At 62.0% G+C, this 21,127-nt stretch carries 24 protein-coding genes and 1 tRNA gene; 17 read left to right on the top strand and 8 right to left on the bottom strand.

Annotated elements, in window-relative coordinates; translation table 11 throughout:
* Positions 1 to 4: 4 nt before the first annotated feature.
* The 6 genes from ACFSCU_RS08945 to ACFSCU_RS08920 all read right to left on the bottom strand — a co-directional run bounded on the left by ACFSCU_RS08945 (position 5) and on the right by ACFSCU_RS08920 (position 8,106).
* Positions 5 to 1,192 carry an ABC transporter permease subunit gene (locus ACFSCU_RS08945; protein WP_180549721.1) on the bottom strand — a complete coding sequence of 396 codons (1,188 nt, stop codon included), beginning with the start codon at positions 1,190 to 1,192 and terminating at the stop codon, positions 5 to 7.
* A gap of 154 nt (positions 1,193 to 1,346) precedes the next feature.
* Complete coding sequence (locus tag ACFSCU_RS08940; RefSeq protein WP_333707996.1) at positions 1,347 to 2,276, bottom strand: branched-chain amino acid ABC transporter permease; 930 nt, start codon at positions 2,274 to 2,276, stop codon at positions 1,347 to 1,349.
* A 252-nt stretch (positions 2,277 to 2,528) separates the two neighbouring features.
* On the bottom strand, positions 2,529 to 3,863 hold the full coding sequence (locus tag ACFSCU_RS08935; RefSeq protein WP_377560467.1) for a replication-associated recombination protein A: 1,335 nt from the start codon (positions 3,861 to 3,863) through the stop codon (positions 2,529 to 2,531).
* Between the two features lie 303 nt (positions 3,864 to 4,166).
* Positions 4,167 to 4,847, bottom strand: coding sequence for an outer membrane lipoprotein periplasmic chaperone LolA (gene lolA / locus ACFSCU_RS08930; RefSeq protein ID WP_377560466.1), 681 nt, complete (start codon positions 4,845 to 4,847; stop codon positions 4,167 to 4,169).
* 154 nt (positions 4,848 to 5,001) lie between these two features.
* Positions 5,002 to 7,341 carry a DNA translocase FtsK gene (locus tag ACFSCU_RS08925; RefSeq protein WP_377560465.1) on the bottom strand — a complete coding sequence of 780 codons (2,340 nt, stop codon included), beginning with the start codon at positions 7,339 to 7,341 and terminating at the stop codon, positions 5,002 to 5,004.
* 90 nt (positions 7,342 to 7,431) lie between these two features.
* The gene (locus ACFSCU_RS08920) at positions 7,432 to 8,106 is read right to left on the bottom strand and encodes a Crp/Fnr family transcriptional regulator (protein ID WP_333706912.1); all 675 of its coding nucleotides are present in this window, start codon (positions 8,104 to 8,106) and stop codon (positions 7,432 to 7,434) included.
* 136 nt (positions 8,107 to 8,242) lie between these two features.
* On the opposite strand from ACFSCU_RS08920, the gene trxB reads away from it, so the two are divergent.
* The 7 genes from trxB to ACFSCU_RS08885 all read left to right on the top strand — a co-directional run bounded on the left by trxB (position 8,243) and on the right by ACFSCU_RS08885 (position 13,123).
* Entirely contained in the window at positions 8,243 to 9,193 is a 951-nt protein-coding gene (gene trxB, locus ACFSCU_RS08915; protein ID WP_180549723.1) for a thioredoxin-disulfide reductase, read from the top strand.
* Positions 9,194 to 9,371: 178 nt separating this feature from the next.
* Positions 9,372 to 9,605 (top strand): 50S ribosomal protein L28, encoded by a 234-nt coding sequence (gene rpmB / locus ACFSCU_RS08910; RefSeq protein ID WP_180549724.1) that lies wholly within the window; start codon positions 9,372 to 9,374, stop codon positions 9,603 to 9,605.
* 24 nt (positions 9,606 to 9,629) lie between these two features.
* Positions 9,630 to 9,800 carry a 50S ribosomal protein L33 gene (gene rpmG, locus ACFSCU_RS08905; RefSeq protein ID WP_124863365.1) on the top strand — a complete coding sequence of 57 codons (171 nt, stop codon included), beginning with the start codon at positions 9,630 to 9,632 and terminating at the stop codon, positions 9,798 to 9,800.
* Between the two features lie 105 nt (positions 9,801 to 9,905).
* Positions 9,906 to 9,993 (top strand) — tRNA-Ser (locus tag ACFSCU_RS08900).
* A 592-nt stretch (positions 9,994 to 10,585) separates the two neighbouring features.
* On the top strand, positions 10,586 to 10,948 hold the full coding sequence (locus ACFSCU_RS08895; protein WP_377560463.1) for a helix-turn-helix transcriptional regulator: 363 nt from the start codon (positions 10,586 to 10,588) through the stop codon (positions 10,946 to 10,948).
* Positions 10,945 to 12,324 carry an AAA family ATPase gene (locus tag ACFSCU_RS08890; protein ID WP_377560461.1) on the top strand — a complete coding sequence of 460 codons (1,380 nt, stop codon included), beginning with the start codon at positions 10,945 to 10,947 and terminating at the stop codon, positions 12,322 to 12,324. Before ACFSCU_RS08895 ends, ACFSCU_RS08890 begins: the two co-directional genes overlap by 4 nt.
* Positions 12,325 to 12,382: 58 nt before the next feature.
* On the top strand, positions 12,383 to 13,123 hold the full coding sequence (locus tag ACFSCU_RS08885) for a hypothetical protein (protein WP_377560460.1): 741 nt from the start codon (positions 12,383 to 12,385) through the stop codon (positions 13,121 to 13,123).
* 19 nt (positions 13,124 to 13,142) lie between these two features.
* Here ACFSCU_RS08885 and ACFSCU_RS08880 read toward each other — a convergent pair whose 3' ends face one another.
* Complete coding sequence (locus ACFSCU_RS08880; RefSeq protein WP_180549729.1) at positions 13,143 to 13,382, bottom strand: helix-turn-helix domain-containing protein; 240 nt, start codon at positions 13,380 to 13,382, stop codon at positions 13,143 to 13,145.
* A gap of 94 nt (positions 13,383 to 13,476) precedes the next feature.
* On the opposite strand from ACFSCU_RS08880, the gene ACFSCU_RS08875 reads away from it, so the two are divergent.
* The 10 genes from ACFSCU_RS08875 to ACFSCU_RS08830 all read left to right on the top strand — a co-directional run bounded on the left by ACFSCU_RS08875 (position 13,477) and on the right by ACFSCU_RS08830 (position 20,129).
* On the top strand, positions 13,477 to 14,136 hold the full coding sequence (locus ACFSCU_RS08875) for a uracil-DNA glycosylase family protein (protein ID WP_180549730.1): 660 nt from the start codon (positions 13,477 to 13,479) through the stop codon (positions 14,134 to 14,136).
* A gap of 361 nt (positions 14,137 to 14,497) precedes the next feature.
* Complete coding sequence (locus tag ACFSCU_RS08870) at positions 14,498 to 15,766, top strand: tyrosine-type recombinase/integrase (RefSeq protein ID WP_377560458.1); 1,269 nt, start codon at positions 14,498 to 14,500, stop codon at positions 15,764 to 15,766.
* 18 nt (positions 15,767 to 15,784) lie between these two features.
* The gene (locus tag ACFSCU_RS08865) at positions 15,785 to 16,408 is read left to right on the top strand and encodes a YbjQ family protein (protein ID WP_180549731.1); all 624 of its coding nucleotides are present in this window, start codon (positions 15,785 to 15,787) and stop codon (positions 16,406 to 16,408) included.
* A 63-nt stretch (positions 16,409 to 16,471) separates the two neighbouring features.
* Positions 16,472 to 16,621: a hypothetical protein gene (locus tag ACFSCU_RS08860; protein WP_180549732.1), complete on the top strand. Its 150-nt coding sequence runs from the start codon at positions 16,472 to 16,474 to the stop codon at positions 16,619 to 16,621.
* On the top strand, positions 16,602 to 16,883 hold the full coding sequence (locus tag ACFSCU_RS08855; RefSeq protein ID WP_180549733.1) for a hypothetical protein: 282 nt from the start codon (positions 16,602 to 16,604) through the stop codon (positions 16,881 to 16,883). Before ACFSCU_RS08860 ends, ACFSCU_RS08855 begins: the two co-directional genes overlap by 20 nt.
* The gene (locus tag ACFSCU_RS08850) at positions 16,880 to 17,008 is read left to right on the top strand and encodes a DnaB-like helicase C-terminal domain-containing protein (RefSeq protein WP_180549734.1); all 129 of its coding nucleotides are present in this window, start codon (positions 16,880 to 16,882) and stop codon (positions 17,006 to 17,008) included. The genes ACFSCU_RS08855 and ACFSCU_RS08850 overlap by 4 nt, the downstream gene beginning before the upstream one ends.
* Before the next feature lie 118 nt (positions 17,009 to 17,126).
* Positions 17,127 to 17,456: a hypothetical protein gene (locus tag ACFSCU_RS08845; protein WP_180549735.1), complete on the top strand. Its 330-nt coding sequence runs from the start codon at positions 17,127 to 17,129 to the stop codon at positions 17,454 to 17,456.
* Positions 17,457 to 17,828: 372 nt separating this feature from the next.
* Positions 17,829 to 18,185, top strand: a complete 357-nt coding sequence (locus tag ACFSCU_RS08840; protein ID WP_377560456.1) for a DUF4031 domain-containing protein — start codon at positions 17,829 to 17,831, stop codon at positions 18,183 to 18,185.
* Positions 18,186 to 18,201: 16 nt separating this feature from the next.
* Positions 18,202 to 19,209: a thymidylate synthase gene (locus tag ACFSCU_RS08835; protein ID WP_180549736.1), complete on the top strand. Its 1,008-nt coding sequence runs from the start codon at positions 18,202 to 18,204 to the stop codon at positions 19,207 to 19,209.
* The gene (locus ACFSCU_RS08830) at positions 19,206 to 20,129 is read left to right on the top strand and encodes an alpha-glutamyl/putrescinyl thymine pyrophosphorylase clade 3 protein (RefSeq protein ID WP_377560455.1); all 924 of its coding nucleotides are present in this window, start codon (positions 19,206 to 19,208) and stop codon (positions 20,127 to 20,129) included. Before ACFSCU_RS08835 ends, ACFSCU_RS08830 begins: the two co-directional genes overlap by 4 nt.
* 3 nt (positions 20,130 to 20,132) lie before the next feature.
* On the opposite strand, the gene ACFSCU_RS08825 is transcribed toward ACFSCU_RS08830, so the two are convergent.
* Positions 20,133 to 20,900: an ImmA/IrrE family metallo-endopeptidase gene (locus ACFSCU_RS08825; RefSeq protein ID WP_377560454.1), complete on the bottom strand. Its 768-nt coding sequence runs from the start codon at positions 20,898 to 20,900 to the stop codon at positions 20,133 to 20,135.
* Positions 20,901 to 21,127 lie beyond the last annotated feature (227 nt).

The following is a 21,127-nucleotide window of genomic DNA, read 5'->3' as shown; positions in this document are numbered from 1 at the left end:
CGGCTCAGGGGTTGATGGCGTCCTGGCGGCGCACGGTGCTGCCGGGCACGGCGTCGGCCGGGAAGTCGATGCCCGGCGGGTTCTGCTGCGCCGTGGTGGGCATGACCTTGCCGGTGGCCAGCGGGCGCGCCTTGCCGTGCTCAGGCGTGGGCCACAGGCCGCGCGGGCGCAGCAGCATGATGCTGATCATGGCCAGCGCGATCAGCAACTGGCGCAGGATCGCCGAGTCGAGGCGGCCGTCGGTCATGGCCTGCAGCGGGCCGGCCACGTAGCGCAGCACCTCGGGCAGCGCCGCCAGAAGCACCGCGCCCAGGATCACGCCCGGCAGGTGGCCGATGCCGCCCAGCACCACCATGGCGACGATCATCACCGACTCCATCAGGCTGAACGATTCGGGCGAGACGAAGCCCTGGAAGGCCGCGAACATCGAGCCCGCCACGCCGCCGAACGAGGCACCCATGCCGAAGGCCAGCAGCTTCATGTTGCGGGTGTTGATGCCCATGGCCTGGGCGGCGATCTGGTCCTCGCGCACCGCCATCCAGGCGCGGCCGATGCGCGAATCCTGCAGCCGGTAGCAGACGAACACGGTGACCAGCACCAGCACCAGGAACAGGTAGTAGTACAGCGAGACCGAGGCGATCTCGAAGCCGCCGATGGTGAGCGGCCGGCCCAGGTCGAGCCCGAAAATCTTGACCGAGTCGATCTGGTTGATGCCCTTGGGGCCGTTGGTGATGTTGTAGGGGTGGTCGAGGTTGTTCAGGAAGATGCGGATGATCTCGCCGAAGCCCAGCGTGACGATGGCCAGGTAGTCGCCGCGCAGCTTGAGCACCGGAATGCCCAGCAGCACGCCGGTGAAGGTGGCCAGCAGCAGCGCCACCGGAATCACCAGCCACAGCGAGGTGTGGAAGCCGTTGGGAAACGCCGCGCCGATGGCGGCGAAGGTGCTGGTCAGGTGTGGCGAGGCCAGCAGGCCGTAAAGATACGCGCCGACGGCGAAGAAGGCCACGTAGCCCAGGTCCAGCAGGCCGGCCTCGCCCACCACGATGTTCAGGCCCAGCGCCAGCATCACGTACAGCAGCGCGATGTCGACGATGCGCACCCAGGCGTTGCCGAACTGCTGCAGCACCAGCGGCAGCACCAGCAGCGCGATGCCGCACAGGGCGAAGACGATGATCTTGTTCTTTTGGCTCATGAGAGTGATCCGATGTGCGTGCGCGGCAGCGCACCAAGGGCCGCGGAGCCGGCCATGCCAGCGAACGCCGTGCCCGGACCTGCGCCGGGCACTGGCGTTGTCCCCCCTCGCACCGCAGAGGGGGGAAGGCGCCGCAGGCGACTCAGGGGGGTGTTCATGCCCTGTCCGCCACGCGCTCGCCCAGCAGGCCGGAAGGCCGCAATGTGAGCACGATGATCAGCACGATGAAGGCGAAGATGTCGGTGTAGTGGCTGCCCAGCAGGCCGCCGGTGAGCGTGCCGATGTAGCCCGAGCCGATGGCCTCGATCAGCCCCAGCAGCAGCCCGCCCAGCACCGCGCCCCCCAGGTTGCCGATGCCGCCGAACACCGCGGCGGTGAAGGCCTTGAGCCCCGGCAGGAAGCCCATGGTGTGCTGGGCCGTGCCGTAGTTGCTGGCGTACATCACGCCGGCAATGGCCGCCAGCACGGCACCGATGATGAAGGTGGCGGAGATCACCACGTCGGGCTTCACGCCCATCAGCCCGGCCACGCGCGGGTTCTCGGCCGTGGCGCGCATGGCGCGGCCGATCTTGGTGTAGTGCACCAGGTACATCAGCAGCGCCAGCGACACGGCGGTGACGCTCAGGATCATGATCTGCGTGGGCGTGATGTAGGCACCGCCGACGTTGAACGGCGCGCTGGGCAGCAGCGTGGGAAAGGGCTTGTAGTTGGGCTTCCAGATGATCATCGCCAGCGTCTGCAGCAGGATCGACATGCCGATGGCGGTGATCAGCGGTGCCAGGCGCGGGCTGTTGCGCAGCGGCCGGTAGGCCACCTTCTCGATCACGAAGTTGAGCGCCGCCGCCACCACGCAGGCAATCAGCATGGCCAGGATCAGGATCACCCAGCCGGGCGCGCCGGGCATGGCGGCCTGCATCATGCCGATGACCGACCAGGCGGTGAGCGCCCCGACCATGAGCACTTCACCGTGCGCGAAATTGATGAGTTGGATGATGCCGTAGACCATGGTGTAACCCAGGGCGATCAAGGCATACATGCTGCCCAGCACCAGACCGTTGATGATCTGCTGAAGCAAGACTTCCATTCCGTTCCTCCTGCGCCGTGGCGCGTGGTCGACGGGGCGGCCTTGTTGATGGTGTACCCGGCAGCGCCTTGTGGGCGCCATCAGCCACCTAGCAAAAAACCCGCCAGGTGGTCTGTAGCGGGTTTTGGTGAAAATAATTCTAGCGGCGGGCAAGGCCGGCCAAGAGCCAGATGCACCGGGGTTTTCCCTTGTGGGCGACGCACCGTCGCGGTGCGCCGCGGCGCAGGCGGGTGCCCATCCTGGGGCGGCGCGCTATGCGTCGGGGGCACCATCGGCCGCGTCGCGGTTGCGTCGACGCAACTCGGCCAGCTTGTCGCCGATCCTGATCTCGAGCCCGCGCGGCACGGGCTGGTAGAAGTGCTGCTCCGGCATGCCGTCGGGCAGGTAGCGCTCACCCGCGGCAAAGCCGCCGGCCTCGTCGTGTGCGTAGCGGTAGCCCTTGCCGTAGTCGAGCTGCTTCATCAGCTTGGTGGGCGCGTTGCGCAGGTGCAGCGGCACGGGGCGCGTGGTGTCGTTCTTGACGAAGGCCTTGGCGGCGTTGAAGGCCTTGTAGACGGCGTTGCTCTTGGGCGCCACGGCCAGGTAGACCACGCATTCGGCCAGGGCCAGTTCGCCTTCGGGGCTGCCCAGGCGCTCGTACACGTCGGCGGCGTCCAGGGCCAGGCGCAGCGCGCGCGGGTCGGCCAGGCCGATGTCCTCGCTGGCCATGCGGATCATGCGGCGCGCCAGGTAGCGCGGGTCGGCGCCGCCGTCGAGCATGCGCACGAACCAGTAGAGCGCGGCATCCGGGTCGCTGCCGCGCACCGACTTGTGCAGCGCGCTGATGGTGTCGTAGAACTGCTCGCCGCCCTTGTCGTAGCGGCGCAGGCGCTCGCCCAGCACCTTCAGCAGCCAGGCGTCGGTGATGGTGTCGACATGCTCGGCGCGGGCGGCGACGAACAGCGTCTCCAGCGTGTTCAGGAGGCGCCGCGCATCGCCGTCGGCGTAGGCGATCAGGCGCTCTTGCGCTTCTTTTTCGATAGCTGTCTGCGCTTGCTCCGACTGCGCCCGGGCCAGAATCTGCTTCAGATCGTCTTCATCGAGCGGCTGCAGCACGTAGACGGCGGCACGCGACAGCAGCGCGGAGTTGACTTCGAACGAGGGGTTCTCGGTGGTGGCGCCGATGAAAGTGAACAGCCCGCTCTCGACGTGCGGCAGGAAGGCATCCTGCTGGCTCTTGTTAAAGCGGTGCACCTCGTCGACGAAGACGATGGTGGCCTGCGGCGTGAGGCTGTCACGCGCCTTCTCGGCCAGCTCGACCGCATCGCGGATGTCCTTGACGCCGCCGAGCACGGCGCTGATGGGGATGAACTGCGCGTCGAACGCGTCGGCCATCAGCCGCGCGATGGTGGTCTTGCCGGTGCCGGGCGGCCCCCATAGGATGCAGCTGTGCGGCTGGCCCGATTCGAAGGCAATACGCAGCGGCATGCCCTCGCCCAGCAGGTGCTGCTGGCCCACCACCTCGGCCAGCGTGCGCGGGCGCAGGCGCTCGGGCAGGGGCACGTGCAGTGGCGCGTGGGCGGCGGTCTTGGGTGGCGGGCGAGGCATGGACGGATTCTAGGAACGCCGGCGCAGACGCCGCCCATGCCATCGATGAATCAAATGATCTTGATGATCAAGAAGGCCCAGATGATGCGCGGTCGTCATCCGCTATGTGGGCGCGGGCTTGGAGCGTTCGTGGCGACGAGGCGCCTCATCGCGGGCAAGCCCGCTCCCACAACACTGTCTGAGACTGGTTTCCAATCAATAAAGATAGCTGCTTGCGCCTGCCATTGCTTGCTTTCAGATAGATTCATATATGAAATCGTTTAATGACGGGCGCAAGCAGCTATCATTTTATTCATGCCACGCCTATTGTTTCAGCACGTCCACCCCCTTGGGCGGCACGAAGCTGAAGTGGCTGGCGGGCACGGCGGCGTTCACCTCGAAGCCGGTGAAGGTCAGCACCGAGCGCTGGCCGAAGCTGTCCAGAATCTCCAGCGTGCCCAGCTCGGCCCCCTGGGCGCCGGGCTTGAAGCCGACGCGGATGCTTTGCAACTGGCCGTCGCGCGACTTGGGCACCGCCTTCACCCACTGCTGGCCGTCGGCATCAGGCTCTTCGCTCAGCGTGAAGTCCTTCTCCAGCGCCTTCAGGTCAGGCGCAGCGGCCACGATGGCCGCCGGCGTGGAGCCCAGCACCTGGTCCTGCGGACGTGAGGTGACCTGGTTCAGGTCCACGTCGTGCAGCCACAGCGTCTTGCCGTCGGCGACGATGGTCTGCTCGAACGGCTTGGCGTAGACAAAGCGGAATTTGCCCGGCCGCTGGAATTCGAAGGTGCCGCTCTGCGTGCGGGCACGCGGCGCCTGGCCATCCTTGGCCGGCGCGGTGACGACCTGCGTGAACGCCGCCTTGCCCGAGCGCGTGCCCTTGACGAACTGCTCCAGGCTGTCCAGCCCGCCGGCCCAGGCCGACTGCGCCGCCAGCGCCACGAGAGAAGCGGCCACGGCCAGCCGGCCGAGCACGCGAAGATGGGAAGAGGGTTGCTTGCTCATGTGCATAGGACCGGCATTGTGGCGCCGGGTTCAGCGCCGGACGGTGAAGAAGGGTCAAGAAACGCAAAGTTGCGGCGGCGGCCTACACGCCGGTGCGCCGTGGCCGCCCGGGCGAGCCGGCCCGCGCGTTTCGGTTCGCGAGCTTCGGTCGGTGTTATTCGGCCCGCGTCGGCACCAGGATGTCGCGCTGGCCGCGCTCGTTCATGGCACCCACCAGGCCGGCCTTTTCCATGTCCTCGACCAGCCGCGCGGCGCGGTTGTAGCCGATCTTCAGGTGGCGCTGCACCAGCGAGATGCTGGCCTTGCGGTTCTTCAGCACGATCTCGACCGCCTGGTCGTACAGCGCGTCCTTCTCGCCGCCGCTGTCGCCGCCATCGCCGAAGCCGCCCTCCTCGCCATCGACGGTGCCGCCTTCCAGCACGCCCTCGATGTAGTTGGGTTCGCCCTGGCTCTTGAGGTATTCGACCACGCGGTGCACCTCGTCGTCGCTGACGAAGGCGCCGTGCACGCGCTGCGGAAAGCCGGTGCCGCTGGGCATGTAGAGCATGTCGCCCATGCCCAGCAAAGCCTCGGCGCCCATCTGGTCGAGGATGGTGCGGCTGTCGATCTTGCTGCTGACCTGGAAGGCGATGCGCGTGGGGATGTTGGCCTTGATCAGGCCGGTGATCACGTCCACGCTGGGCCGCTGCGTGGCCAGGATCAGGTGGATGCCGGCGGCGCGCGCCTTCTGCGCCAGGCGGGCGATCAGTTCCTCGATCTTCTTGCCAACCACCATCATCAGGTCGGCCAGCTCGTCGATGACAACCACGATGTAGGGCAGGCGCTCCAGCGGCTCGGGGTCGTCGGGTGTCAGGCTGAACGGGTTGTAGATGAATTCGCCGCGCGCCTTGGCCTCGTCGATCTTCTGGTTGAAACCGGCCAGGTTGCGCACGCCGGACTTGCTCATCAGCTTGTAGCGGCGCTCCATCTCGGCCACGCACCAGTTCAGGCCGTTGGCGGCCTGCTTCATGTCGGTGACCACCGGCGCCAGCAGGTGCGGAATGCCTTCGTAAACCGACATCTCCAGCATCTTGGGGTCGATCATCAGCAGGCGCACGTCCTTGGGCTCGGCCTTGTACAGCAGCGACAGGATCATGGCGTTGATGCCGACCGACTTGCCCGAGCCGGTGGTGCCCGCCACCATCACGTGCGGCATCTTGGCCAGGTCGGCCACCACCGGCTTGCCGACGATGTCCTTGCCCAGGCCCACGGTGAGCAGGCTCTTGGCGTCGTGGTAGATCTGCGAGCCGAGAATCTCCGACAGCTTGATCATCTGCCGCTTGGCGTTGGGCAGCTCCAGCGCCATGTAGTTCTTGCCGGGGATGGTCTCGATCACGCGGATCGACACCAGGCTCAGCGAGCGCGCCAGGTCCTTGGCCAGGTTCACCACCTGCGAGCCCTTCACGCCCGTGGCCGGCTCGATCTCGTAGCGTGTGATCACCGGGCCCGGCGCCGCCGCCACCACGCGCACCTCGACGCCGAAGTCCTTCAGCTTCTTCTCGATCAGGCGGCTGGTCATCTCCAGCGTTTCGGGCGCCACGCTGTCCTGGTGCGCCGGCGCGCCGTCGAGCAGATCGACCTGCGGCAGGTTGCTGTCGGGCAGTTCGGTGAACAGGGGTTTCTGCTTTTCCTTGGCCACACGCTCGCTCTTGGGCACCTGCACCAGCGTGGGCTCGATCAGCACCGGCGCCGGGTGCTGCTCCTCGATCACCTCGCGCTCGTGGTGCACCACCTCCTCGCGCTCGCGCGCGGCCTGCTTGCCCAGTGCCAGATCCTGCGCTATCTCGCGGCGTTCGCGGCGCGATTCGACCAGCGCATACAGGCCGGCGCCGATGCGCTCGGCCAGCCGACTCCAGGAAAAGCGGAACGCCAGCGCCGCGCCCAGCACCAGCGTGGCGATGCCGAACAGCGCCGAGCCCGTGAAGCCCAGCCATTGCACGGCGATCGGCCCGCCCAGATAGCCCAGAATGCCGCCCGCCGAGCCCGGCAGGGCGTCGTCCCAGCGGTACAGGCGCGACCATTCCAGACCGGTGCTGGCCGCCAGCACCAGCAGCAACCCCAGCCAGAAGGCCGCACGGGTGGACATGAGATACGACCAGACCGACCGCTCGACTTTCTCGGCCGCGGGCTGGCCACCGTTCATCCAGCGCGTGACGCCCCCCAGCCAGCCGCGCACGGCCGCCGCCACGCACCACCAGGCCGAAAAACCCAGGGCCACGTAGGCCACATCCGCCAGCCACGCCCCCAGCTTGCCGGCCCAGTTGTGCGGCGGGCCGCCCGTGCCGGAGGTGGACCAGGCGGCATCGTGCGGCGAATAGCTGGCCAGCGCCATGGTCGCGAAGATGATGAGCGCCAGGCCCAGCACCAGCACCACTTCCTGCGTGAAGCGGCCCACGCCCGTGCGCGGCGCGGGCGCCGGCTGGGCATCATTGAACGTATTGAGAGGGTAAGCCATGGACAAAACTACAGTATCGGGAGCTTACCGCAAGAGGCGGTGGCCGCAGCCGGCGCGGCCCGGCCCAAGGCAGGCGCGGGCAGGAAAAAATCACCCCAGCGCGTTCAGGCGCTCCTTGACCACGATGGAGCCGTTTTCCTGGGTCTGAATAAAGCCGCGCTCTTCCAGATCCTTCATCACGCGGCTGACCATCTCGCGCGAAGCGCCCACCATCTTGGCGATGTCCTGGCGCGAAATCTTCTCGCGGATCAGCATCTCGCCGTCGCCGGTCTCGGTGGCGAACTCGAGCAGGGCGCGCGCCACGCGGCCGTACACGTCCATCAGCGCCAGCGATTCGATCTTGCGGTCGGCGTGGCGCAGGCGCTGCACCAGGCCGCGCATCACCGCATAGGCCATGGAACTGTTCTCGGGCAGGCAGCGGGCGAACTCGATGCGGCCGAGCATCAGCACGTCGGTCTGCACCTCGGCGCGCACGGTGGCCGAGTGCGGCTCGTTGTCGATCAGGCTCATCTCGCCGATGTGATCGCCCGGCTGCAACGTGGCCAGAATCACCTCGCGGCCGCGGCTGTCGGCCGTGACCACGCGCGCGCGGCCGTTCAGCAGGATGAACAGGGCATTGGATTTCTTGCCCTGCTCCACGATGACTTCCCCGCGCTTGAACCGGCGCTTGACCACCGCATCGGCGACCGAGATCGCCTGCGATTCGGTCAGCATCGAAAAGAGCGGGACCCGACGGATCAGATCGAGACTCGACAGCATGGTCATGTCAGTAAACCTCCGGCCTTCGCGCCATTCTTCGAATTCTTAGAATTTCGCACCTTGCACAAGGCGCCAAAACGATGATGTGAAAAAATCCACATCTATTATCGTAGCGTAGACCCCCCGAATTCCAAAGGCTCCCATGACCATCAAGCACGCCAAAGTCCTCATCCTCGGCTCCGGCCCCGCCGGCTACACCGCCGCCATCTACGCTGCCCGCGCCAACCTGCAACCCATGCTGATCACCGGCATGGCGCAAGGCGGGCAACTGACCACCACCACCGACGTGGACAACTGGCCCGCCGATGCCGAAGGGGTGCAGGGCCCCGACCTGATGCAGCGCTTCCTGCAGCACGCCGAGCGCTTCAAGACCGAGATCGTGTTCGACCACATCCACACCGCCGACCTGGCAACCCGCCCCTTCAAACTGACCGGCGACAACGCCACCTACACCTGTGACAGCCTGGTCATCGCCACCGGCGCCTCGGCGAAATACCTCGGGCTGCCGTCGGAAGAGGCGTTCATGGGCCGGGGCGTTTCGGCCTGCGCCACTTGCGACGGCTTCTTTTACCGCGAGCAGGACGTCTGCGTCGTCGGCGGCGGCAACACCGCCGTGGAAGAAGCGTTGTACCTGTCCAACATCGCGCGCAAGGTCACCCTGGTGCATCGGCGCGACAAGTTCCGCGCCGAGCCGATCCTGATCGACAAGCTGATGGACAAGGTCGCCGCCGGCAAGATCGAACTGAAGACTTTCCACGTATTGGACGAGGTGCTGGGCGACGACAGCGGCGTCACCGGCATCCGCATCAAGCACGTGGAAAGCGGTCAGACGGAGGACATCGCACTCAAGGGCTGCTTCATCGCCATCGGCCACTCGCCCAACTCCGACATCTTCAAGGGCCAGCTCGACATGGACGGCGGCTACATCAAGACCCAGGGCGGTCTGCAGGGCTTTGCCACCCAGACCAGCGTGCCCGGCGTGTTTGCCGCCGGTGACGTGCAGGACCACGTCTATCGCCAGGCCATCACCAGCGCGGGCACCGGCTGCATGGCCGCACTGGACGCACAGCGGTTCCTGGAACAGCAGGAATAAGAAGGCACGCCGCCGCCATTCGAGCTATAATTTGAGGCTTTACTCGATCTGGCGCCCCATGGCGCCTGAATCTTGTTGGGGCTACCGCCACCCCTAACCTGGCGAGGTGAGGCTGAAGCGAGTCGCGGGCACGAATGCCGGCGGCGCCAGCAACAGCCGTGATGACTGGAGTCATTCAATGGCACGCGTGTGCGAAGTCACGGGCAAGAAGCCCATGGTCGGGAACAACGTTTCCCACGCCAACAACAAAACCAAGCGCCGGTTCCTCCCGAACCTGCAACACCGCCGTTTCTGGGTCGAGAGCGAGAACCGCTGGGTGCGCCTGCGTGTTTCCAGCGCCGCCCTGCGCCTGATCGACAAGAATGGCATCGACGCCGTGCTCGCCGACATGCGTGCCCGCGGCCAAGCCTGAACCCCCCGTTAAAGGAGCAGCAACATGGCCACCAAAGGCGGACGCGAAAAGATCAAGCTGGAATCCACGGCCGGTACCGGTCACTTCTACACCACCAGCAAGAACAAGAAGACCATGCCCGAGAAAATGTCGATCATGAAGTTCGACCCCAAGGCTCGCAAGCACGTCGAATACAAGGAAGTCAAGCTGAAGTGATTCAGCAAGGCTGATCCTGACGACCAACCCGCTGCCCTTGCAGCGGGTTTTTTTCTCCCTGTCGACCTCGCGCCAGTCGCTAGAATCGACGAGCAGTTTCGACGCGGAGGTGTGGCAGAGTGGTCGATTGCACCGGTCTTGAAAACCGGCAACGGGCAACCGTTCGTGAGTTCGAATCTCACCGCCTCCGCCAGAGAAAACAGCGCCGGCATTTTGTCGATGCGCAAGAAAAACGGGCCGTGAAGGCCCGTTCTTGTTTTGACTTTCACAGATCAGATCCACGCCGACAACCGAAGTCTTGTGCTGGCTCGAGCGCAGCCTGCGACCCGATTCCAGACACTGGATTATCAGAACCTGAAAATGGAAACGGGTTACGCCATTTCTGGCGTAACCCGTTGATTTACTTGGCGGAGTGGACGGCCACTCAGGATGCACCTCATACGGGGTGATGGGGTGCCACATGACGTCAAGCATACCCTGAAAGCTGAACCTCCAGTGCACCAGGCAGTGTCACCAAGGCCCGCGAAATGTCTAGCTGACCGATGGGTGAAGTGATGGATAGTCGTGAGTAAGTGGCTGACTCCGGAGCCGCCGTACCACTGCAATATTCAGACCTGCTCAGCTATGTTTTTTGGTCCGTGGCGCTAATCGCAACTCACCACGAAGCCACCACGCAAAGACACATATAGATACATTCTTCCAATTGGCGTCGCCTGAAACGGCGTTTGCAGGTGTGGCCTGCGCAATTTCTGCCCCAGCACACAAAAGCTGCGGAGAAATTCCACATGGCGAAATATTTGACCGGTTTTCCGGCTAATCCACCCTCTAATGGCCTCGACTTCGGTCGGGACAACAGCGCTTTCCCTCCCAATCAGGAGCGACGAACTAGGGATAAGTGTAATAGTTTGAAACAGAGATCGATGGCGCTAGAGCCCCAAGATGGTGGCTACAAGACATCGCAATCAGCATTGGCCCGACACCTTCGGCTCAAGGAGGTAACAGCCCTAGTTCGAATGTCACCGTCGACAGTTTGGCGGAAGGTCAAAGATCGATCTTTTGTTCAGCCGATCAAGCTATCGGCGCGAATCACTGTTTGGAGTAGCGCCGAAATCGAACGCTGGCTTGAGGCCAAGGAGGGTGGGCGATGAGCGCATTCACCTTTGCCCCCCCGTGGGACGAACACGATACCGACTATACCGAACGGGCGGTCGGCTACGAGACCTTCGAGTCTCCTTGGGATAAACACGACGCTGACTACAGCGAACGGACACGCCAGGACGCCCTCCAGCCTCCTTTGGATGCATATGAGGCCGACGACAGCGAGCGCGGACCGCTGTTGTCGCTGTCGCTGCGAATCGACCCCGTCAGCAAAGCACTAATTCGCCACATCGACGGCACTCCGCACCCACTTGACGTACAGCATGCTGCGACGTTCGCGAAAGTAACCCGCGCAGTGCCTGATTGCGGTCGCACCATGCCGGTACCGCCCACGGCGAGGCTGAGGCGTACCTGTGTTCCTTCACAGTTTGGCGAACTGCCGCGCTTGGAATGGTTGATGGAACCGCTGATTCCACGCAGATCCATAGGGATCATTTTCGGCTCATCCGGCGTCGGTAAGAGCGCGTTCTTGATCGATCTCGGCATTGCGTTCGCTTCGGGGCGCTTGTGGGCAAACCGATTCGACGTGGTCAAAGGCGCGGTCCTAATTTGCTGTCAAGAGGGTGAGGAAGGAATGCGGACGCGCGCGTTTATCAGCACGCGCGCGGAAGACCCAGCGGTCAGCGCCAGACTGCACTTCTGTTTTGATGCCCTCAACATAGGGGCCGAGGCCGACATTGATGACCTCGCCGCCACTATCGTTCGATTGGGTGCGTTTGTGGTCTTCATCGACACCCTGTCCGCCTCGCTAGCCGGGGCATTGGAGGAAAACTCCACCTCCGACATGGCCAAGATGATCGGACTATTGAGGCGCCTCATCCGGATGACCGGGGTAACCGTGATCTTGATTCACCACACCGGTCACCAAGACGGCCGGGAGCGCGGCGCATCCGTGCTGCGCAGAGATGTAGACGTGTCGATCATGTTGACCCGCAAAGGCTCAGAAATCGAGTGGCGCACCGTCAAGGCCAAGGATGGTCCATCGGATATCTGCGGTCGTTTTGAGCTTGAGCCTGTTGAGGGATTGGACGCTCAGGGTGTGTGGCAGCAGTCCATCAGCGTCAAACACTGCGATCAGATCGAAAGCGTGACTTCTGCGCGCCCAACTAAGCGGCTCCTCTCAAGCAACCAAGCGAAGGTGCTGGAAACCGTGAAGACATTGCTCTCGGAGCAGGCGATCAGCGCTTCCGACAAGGACTCGGATGCGCCCTACGTCGAACGAGAGCGCGCTGTTTCGGCATGCCTGGGTCATTTCCAGCACGCAGCGCAGAAGCACCGTTCATCGCGTGCGCGGGAGACCCTGCAGGCGCTGGTCGACAACGGCCATCTGACCGACCACGACGATCGCCTTCGCCTCGCCAACTAACTCCTGTTTCTCTTCATTCGCAGCCGAATGCTGCTTTCTCTTTTTTCGAAAGATTCCCATGAAAATCAAATCCTTTTGGATCGTCCGTCGCGCTGCTGCATACCTGAACTACCTTGCAGCGCAAGATCAAGTTGTTACAGGCGCCGAGTTCGCCCAGATGCTGGGATTAGTCACACCCGACCGGCGATTCGCCGGCATCCGGCGTGCAATCGAAATCCTAAAACTCCTTGATTATGATGACCTTCGCAAAAGTCGCCCCAGGCGCGCCGCAATGGTTGTTCAAGAGCGCGGCGCGATGGCGGGATTACCCTACCGCTTCTTTTGGAAAGACGACATAACGACCATCCAAGAGCGCAATACACGCCACCAAAAAATGATCTGGCACGTCGTGCAATACCCTTATTCATTGAGATGCACCGAGGAGCAGCGCCGGCACATTGAGTCAGTGCTTAGGATAGACAACGGCACGACGAGATATCGGAGCGAGTTGCCGCGCCGCCAGTGGCGTGAGCAAAAGAACCGCAAACCCAGCAAGATGGAAACTTCGATAACCGCGAACTGGCCTACCAGCGCACTTACACGCTCGCACAATGGACTACTGCAAGACATCGCTTCTCTGATGCGCAAGACCTCCAGCTTGGGTCAGGCCGGACTATCCAGGGATCAGGTAGCTGAGAGCATCATGTACTACATGCCACCCGAATACTCAGTGGAGGAATTGGGCGAGGACATCGACCACTTGGTGAAAACCGGATGCTTGCGTGAGGTTGATGGCATTCTTACGCTGCCTCTCCATTGACTGTCACCCGGAACACCTGCTAGCGTGCTCTGCGCGCCAGCACGGCGGCCATGAGGTCGTTGAGCGGCACGTCTAGCGCCTGCGCAAGCAAATGAAGCGCCGTCAACGTCGGTTGATTGGTCGCGAGTTCGAGCTTGGCCACATAGGTGCGGTTTAGCCCCGCCCTGTGGGCCAACTCCTCTTGCGAGACACCCAACCCTGCGCGCCGCGAGCGAAGCTCGTCCGCGAACGCAGTAATCAGCGCCTTGTCCCGAATCATCGCCCGGGACTGTCTGCGGCCACCCGAGTTTACGCACCCGCATATGTGATACAAATTTCCCTGCGGCGCTGTGCTGCGCAAACAGGAGGATCACATGCTGTCGAGGGACAAACTCTGGAAACTGTCGTCGGGCGCGCGTGCCAATGGTTGGGGGTTCGAGCAGCAAGACTTGCCGAACGGCATCAGCGACGCCCAGGTGTTTCCGGAACCTGCGCAGATTTTTCGGGCGCTGGAGTTGGTGAGTCCGGCGCAGGTCAAAACTGTGATCGTTGGGCAAGACCCTTATTTCAGCCTTTCGGCGGGTGGCAAGCCGCACGCGACCGGGGTCGCTTTCGCGGTAGCTGGTCAGGACGCACCTTCGTCACTGCAGAGGATCAAGGCGCACGTTTACCCGAAGGGTCAAGGCAAGAACGACTTGGCGGACTGGGTAGACAGCAAAGGCCTACTACTGCTGAACGCGGGGTTGACGGTTCCCGCCACCGGAGGCCGCGAGGCTGCCGGCAAACACCTGCGGCACTGGCGAGAATTCTTCAAGTCGGTCATAAATCAAGCCCACGAGGCGAGTCCGCGGGCGGTCGTCGTGGCGTGGGGCACCAAAGCCCGAGATGCCTCCGCCAGCGCCCTTGGTATCGACTGGCAGAGCCCTCCACCGTGGTTCGATTGGACTTACCATCCGGTCGCCGCCAAGTCCGGGCCGCACAGCTTTGCCAACTTCTGGACCACGCCGGCTGGCAAAGCCTTGGTTATGCGGTAACACCGTCGCCTGACTGAGCAGCGCGCGGCCCCTTCCGCGCCCCATTTCTCTACCTGTTGCCGTGGCCTAAAGGCCATGTCCGGCAAGAAAACTCGCGCCTTGCTTGTCCCGCTTCGCACGCGGGATGGTGCACGCATCGCCGAATCAGACGCTGAAAATCCTGATGAAAATCAATGGGTTACAACCCATTGTCATTAATAGCTATTGATTTTGTAGCAAACAATCGAGCAAAGAAGGGGAGAGGAAGACAGCGCCTTATTTGGCGCGGGTTTCCGGCCGGTTAGTGGTCACTTCACCATTTTTTTTCGATTTCGGCGAACCATCACGTCAGCGCCGCTAATGGCGTTTGAAGGGAACATGAATGAAGGCAAAGGAAATGAGCGCGCTGGCCGTGGCCAGCATCAAGAGTCGGGGTATTCACTTCGTCGGTGGCGTCACCGGCCTGGCCCTGAATGTCACGAAGTACGGTTCGCGCAGTTGGGTCATGCGCTTTCAGATCAAGGGGAAACGTCGCGACATGGGGTTGGGTCCCTACCCATCGGTCACGCTGGCCCAAGCGCGTGAATCGGCGCGTGCCGCGCGGGAAGTGCTGCGACAGGGCGTAGACCCGGTAGAACACGCCCGGGCGGCACGCCAGCGTCTGATCGTGGAGCGGGAGACGGCCGTCGCGTTCGCCGACGCGGCGACGCACTACATCGCCACGCATGAACATGGGTGGAGGAACGCCAAGCACGCCCAGCAGTGGCGCAACACCATCGAGACCTATGCCAACCCGGTCATCGGCAAGGTGCCGCTGCGTGACATCGACGTGGCCATGGTGCGGCGCATTCTGGAGCCAATCTGGACCACCAAGAACGAGACCGCCAGTCGCGTCCGGGGACGCATCGAGTCAATCATCGACTGGGGCATCACCATGGGCTACCGCACCACGACCAATCCGGCACGCTGGAAGGGGCATCTGGAGCATTTGCTGGCGCAACCTTCCAAGGTGGCCCGGCGCACCCGTCAACCCGCCCTGCCCTATGCCGACATGCCGGCGTTCATGCAGGCGCTGCGCAAGCAGCACAACACGTCGGCTCGGGCGCTGGAGTTCCTGATCCTGACTGGCGTTCGGTCCGGCGAGGTGCGCAACGCCACATGGAGCGAGTTCGACCTGGACAAGGCGGTGTGGACGATTCCAGCGGAGCGCATGAAGGGCGGCAGGGAGCACCGGGTGCCGCTGTCCGAGCAGGCGTTGAGGCTGGTGCGGGCGCAGCAGGAGGTGTCTTTCTGCTCCTTCGTATTTCCGAGTCCGAATCGACCACGCGACCCGGAGGCGGATGGCACAGCGCTGTCCGACATGGCGTTGACCGCCGTGATGCGGCGCATGGCGTTGAAGCAGAAGGCCGTACCGCATGGGTTTCGTTCAACCTTCCGTGATTGGGTGAGCGAGACCACCACGCATTCGAACGAGGTGGCCGAAATGGCGCTGGCCCACAGCATCCGCAACAAGGTCGAGGCGGCGTATCGGCGCGGTGACCTGTTCGAGAAGCGGCGCCAACTGATGCAGGAATGGGCGGATTTTGTACTGCGTCAGCAGCCCTCACCCAACGTGTTTCCAATCAGCGAGGGACTCCGACTTGCCGCCTGAACTGGAGAGCAGACGATCATGAGATTTCAGAATCCAGCCAACGGGCATATCGAAGAATTTGGCGAGGCCACTTGGCTGTGGGTGCTGGTGGGCGGTCCGTTCTACCTCGCCTACAAGCAAATCTGGCTGCACGCAGTGATAGCGGCGGTGTTGTCCCTGTTCACTGCCGGACTGTCTTGGGTGCTGCTGTACCCGCTGATCATCAAGTGGGTGATACGCAGCCATTACGCCAAGCTGGGATGGAAAGAAATCACGGAAGGCAAAGCAGTAGTAAGAAGTTCGTCCGGGGCGCCTAGCACCGATGTGCGCATCCTTTCTACGCCCCCGGACGGCGACTATCGCGTGCTGGGCGAGATCATGGTCAAGCTGACCCGATGGACGCCGCTGGAGCGCAAGTACGGCCGGGAGGACGTGGATCAGCGCCTGCGGGAGAAAGCCTTGGCCTTGGGTGCCAATGCCATCGTGAACGTCCGCTACGAACAGAAGGATGAATCGTGGACCAACGCCGGCTCTATCGAGGGTAGAGGCTTGGCAGTCGTGAGTGAATCCGACACCACGACCTGTCCGTTCTGCGCGGAACGCATCAAACGCGCCGCCACGCGCTGCAAGCACTGCGGGTCAGACATTCCGAAGGCTGCGTGACCGCCGGTCTTGCAACTGCGCATTCTTCATCAGAAATCAAACCTCACCTGCAGGAGCCTCGCCATGGACGACGACATTGGCCTTGGTGAACTACTGATCGACAACCTCTTGGGCCTGATCGGTGCATTGATACTGATCTGGGCATTCTTGTTCGTTTGCGTGGGCCTGCACCGCGTCATCACGGGATCACAAGATGAGCACCACGCCGATTGATTGCAGCACCACCGTGAAGGTGGTTTACCTGCGCTACGCCGACCCCGGCTTCATACCGCGTTACCGGCAGTGGATCAAGACGATGACGTCACTGGTGCCACCCGAGGCATTGCGCGTGGAGATCGTGACGATGGATCAGCCGGAGCCACCACTTTCTGAGGTAGTCGCTGGACTCGAGGCATTCGATTATCTGTTGTTCGATCCCGTCTTGACGGCGCCCAAACAACATGACCGGAAGTCCTCGGAGGAAAGAGTGTCATGACCAACAACCAAATCATCGTCGCCAAGCAACGCAACGGGCCGACAGGAACCACCAAGTTGGCCTACGTCCAGCAGTTCACACGGTTCGAGAATTTGGCAGCCGGACGCTACACAGATGACTTCTAGCCTGTACCAAGTTGCCCTTCCCCGGTTCCCCGCCCGCCCGGTCTTTCTTTTAGAAGACCGGGCGGGCGGGGGGACCGGGGTAGGCGTGCTCAGGTGAATTCACCGAAAGGAAATAGCTATGAATTCAAGAGCAAAAGCGATCACCACTTTGGTCGCCGGTATCACCCTGAGCTTTGCTGCGGTGGCTCAGACGCCGAAGTTCAAGCGGGGCGAAGACTACGGTTCGATCCGGGTCAAGCTGCTACAACAGGGCTGGAAGCCATTGATCCTGCCGGACTCCGACGAATGCATGGAGGACGACACCCGGTGCCAAGGTAGGCCCGAAATGCAATGGTGTTCGGGTACGGGGCTGGCGGGCTGCCAGTTCAACTGGGTGAAGAACGGCAAGTGGCTCAGCATCTGCACCATGGGCGAAGAAAAGGCGAGCTTCAGGAGCTATTGCCGGTGATCGACTGCCGATTGCTCAAGGTGGTAGCGAGGAGTGCCTTCTTGGTACTTCTTTTGGTCCCTGGAACAGGCTGGATGGGGGGAGCCATGGCGACCGGATCAAGCTGCCACTCGATCAAGGACTGGGACGCTCGGCATCGCTGCCTAGCCGAGGTACGGGGCAACTACTCATACTGCTACGCGATCCGCGACCATGACGGGCGCAAGCTATGCTTGGCGAAGACGAAACGACAGCGGGGGTACTGCCACTCGATCCGGGACGAATCGGAGCGAAAACGCTGCTTGGTGATCGTGCATTAGAGCCCCTGCGCGCCTATTCACTAAGGGGTTCTTGACGGCAGCTTCATAGCCATTCCGGGTCATCGGATCGGGAGTGTACTTCCGCTATCGCGAGTCAGGTGTTAGATTCCTGCCCGGAGAGAGAGAACTACAAGTGATATACGTCGATGACGCCGAGGTCATAAAGCACGGTTATGCGTGGTTTCACCTCGTGGCGGATAGCATACAGGAACTGCACGAATTCGCGGCTCGCATCGGGCTACCCGCCAGCGCCTTCCATCGCGGTGCGCGGCACCCCCACTACGATGTTACAGCTAACCAACGCTTGCGCGCACTTCAATACGGAGCTACTGCGATCTCTGCTCGGTACGCAGTGCAAGTCTGCCTGAAATCAGCCTCGTCGGCGCGTGCCATCGAAGCGGATTCTCCTCAGTTCTGCCTCTTTGCCTAACCCAGCGAGGCAAGGCGTGTACATCGCAGCTGACTCCCTCGACGACCTGCTGTTAAAGGTATACAAGCAAATTCTCGAGCGCGGCATCACGATAAAGCCGTCTAAGGGCGATGCGCGGGAAATCAGCGGCATTCTGCTAAAGCTCTCGGCGCCACGGGCCCGTCTCAGCCGGTCAGAGTCACGGGGCCTCCTCTTCAGTTGCCTTGGCGAACTACTGTGGATACTTGCCGGTAGCGATCGGCTGGACTTCATACAGCACTATATCCCTGGCTATGACGAATTCTCCGACGACCAGAAAACCATCTACGGGGCATATGGACCCCGCCTTTTCGGCAAAGTGCCAAATGATCAAGTTCCACGTGTCATCCAGTTGTTGAAGGACAAGCGCGATTCTAGGCAAGCCGTTTTGCAATTGTTTGACCGCACTGACACGCTTACATTCCATAAGGATGTTCCATGCACCTGCACGCTGCAGTTTATGGTGCGTGATAGTCGGCTGCACATGTTGACGTCTATGCGTTCCAATGACGCTTGGCTTGGTTTGCCTCATGATGTCTTCACCTTCACCATGATTCAGGAGCTCGTTGCACGGTCAGTGGGTATAGAGCTTGGCGAATACAAGCACGCCGTAGGCAGCTTGCACCTCTACAACAAGCACCAAGATAAAGCCCTCCGGTTCGTGAGCGAGGGCTGGCAGACGCGGCGCCCAATGCCTCCTATGCCCAAGGGCGACCCGTGGGCCTCGGTGAAAAGCCTCGTTGCTTTCGAGAAGAAGGTGCGAACTGGCCACGGTGCCATGCCAACGCCACCGATAGACCCGTATTGGGAAGACTTGGCCACGTTGCTGTCCATCCACAAGGCTTCTCGCGTCCCGAACAACCAGCCAGAAATACGGCGTCTGAAGCGGCGAATCCACGACGACGTTTACTCGACTTACATCAAGAGGCACGGCAAACTCCTTTCCGAGAAAGATCAGCTGTCTATATTCAACGGTTCGACAGCCCCGATCAAGGAACCCGCATGAACGGCCCTGAGAAGCAGCTTCGAAGAGAAGCGCTCGAAGCACAACTGATGAAGTTCCACAAGGAAAAGATACCACTGACTGGCATCGTCCCCGTAGAGAACATGCTGTCCTTCATCGAGCAACTCATCGACAGTCTTCAGCGCGTCGAGTTTGTGCGTAAGGTACAGACTAGGCCCATTAGCCTATTGCGTGCCGACCCAAAGAGCCCCCTATTCGACCCTATAAGGGCCGCAATGCTCAGAGCGTCGGACGGACATCCGGAAGAGGCGTTCTGGCTAGTATTCCTGGCCACGCATTGCGGCCGGAACCTACGCACCGGATGGCAGCTCGCTGGCGAGTTATACGGCGCATATGAGAACACGCTTTGGAACTGGTCGCGAGTTGCCACTGACCCGACTGCTTTTGGCGAATGGCTGGAGGATAATCGCGCCAACTTCAAAGGAAAGTTCGGCAATCACCGCAAGTATGAGTCGCTCAAGCAGGGCGCTCGCGGCACCGGTGTCGTCGTGAGGACCTACGTTGAATGGGTCAAAGCAAACGGCTCGCACGGCCAGATGATCGCCACTGCATTAGCCCAGGCGAAGGGCCATCCTCGCCAAGCATTCGCACTGTTGTATGACTCGATGGATGCGGTTGTGAGCTTCGGGCGCACTGGGCGCTTCGATTACCTCACAATGCTTTCGAAGCTCGGCCTCGCCGCGATTGATGCCAACTCGACGTACATGAACGAGGCCACTGGCCCCAAGAAGGGCGCGCGCTTGCTATTTGACGGACAAATCGACTCGAATACCGGTGCCAAGACCCTCGAAGCGCGTGTTGCGGCCTTAGAGAGGCACTTAGGCGTCGGCATGCAGGTGATGGAAGACGCCATGTGCAACTGGCAGAAAAGCCCCGGGAGGTATCTGCCCTTCCGCGGCTAGGGATCAGCCCCAGGTGTATCGCTTCTTTAGGAAGTTGAGCTTCTCCCGAGGCACCAAGCCTCGGTGTTGAAGCTGCCCAACCACGATGCCGGGGGACACTGAAAGATTACGCGCAAACCTCATGATGGTCTTGTAATCATGAGGAAGTGCGCTCAGCGCAGCCTCTTGCGACGGCGGGATCAGAATCTTCGCAGCGAAGTCATTCGCTTCCCTCTCTTCCGACTCATCGAGGTGTCGATTCTCTGACCACTCTAGGAAAAGACGATTCTCGTGTAGAACCAGATGTCCGGCCTCGTGGAAGAAAGTGAACCAGAAGCTGTCGTCACGCAGATACCGCGCACTGAGCTGAACGATGGCTTGACCATTTCTGATCCGTGTTGCGCCGCTTGCCGGGCAGCCTTTAGGGGTCCGAACAATGACAACCGCGACTCCACACTCGGCACACCTACGCTGAAGCTGAGGGATGAAATCAGCCGGCTTTTCGATCCTCGTCAGCCGCCTCAACTCCGGCAAGATTCGCTCGAAGTTAATGCGGGACCATTGCGCGGTGCTGATCCGGCTCGCGAGTCGCTCACCCTGCCGAAGCCAAGCAGCGGCAGAAGCCCCTTGTCTCGCGAAGACCGGCGACGTCCTATACGCCGTCAGGCCGGCGTGTTGAGAAAGCCATCTATCTCGCCACTCATCGACGCTCGATACCCCGAAAAAGGCGAAAGCCATGTCGAGTTTGTCCGCACCCGTGCTAGCGGCGTCTAACCAGCCGAACTTTGCCATGTCGGCTAGCGGAAGGCTGGACACCCACGCACGGGCATCGTCGTAAATCGTCTGTAACGAATGGCGGTACTGCGCCTCCCGCGCAAGCCAGAAGCGTGAGGTAGCCCCGACAAAGATTGCAAGCCTTTCAGCTCTCGCTTTAGTAATTGGTAAGTCCCCATCGAGCACCCGAGCGAGCTCGCTCTCAGCAACCCCGAGGGCGTTAGCAACTATCGCTTGTGTAATCC

Origin of the sequence: Ottowia beijingensis (genome assembly GCF_042680925.1) — a bacterium.
Classification (GTDB): Bacteria; Pseudomonadota; Gammaproteobacteria; order Burkholderiales; family Burkholderiaceae_C; genus Ottowia; species Ottowia beijingensis.
The sequence above is the reverse complement of the archived record's forward strand: the minus strand, read 5'-3'. Positions and strand labels throughout refer to the sequence as shown.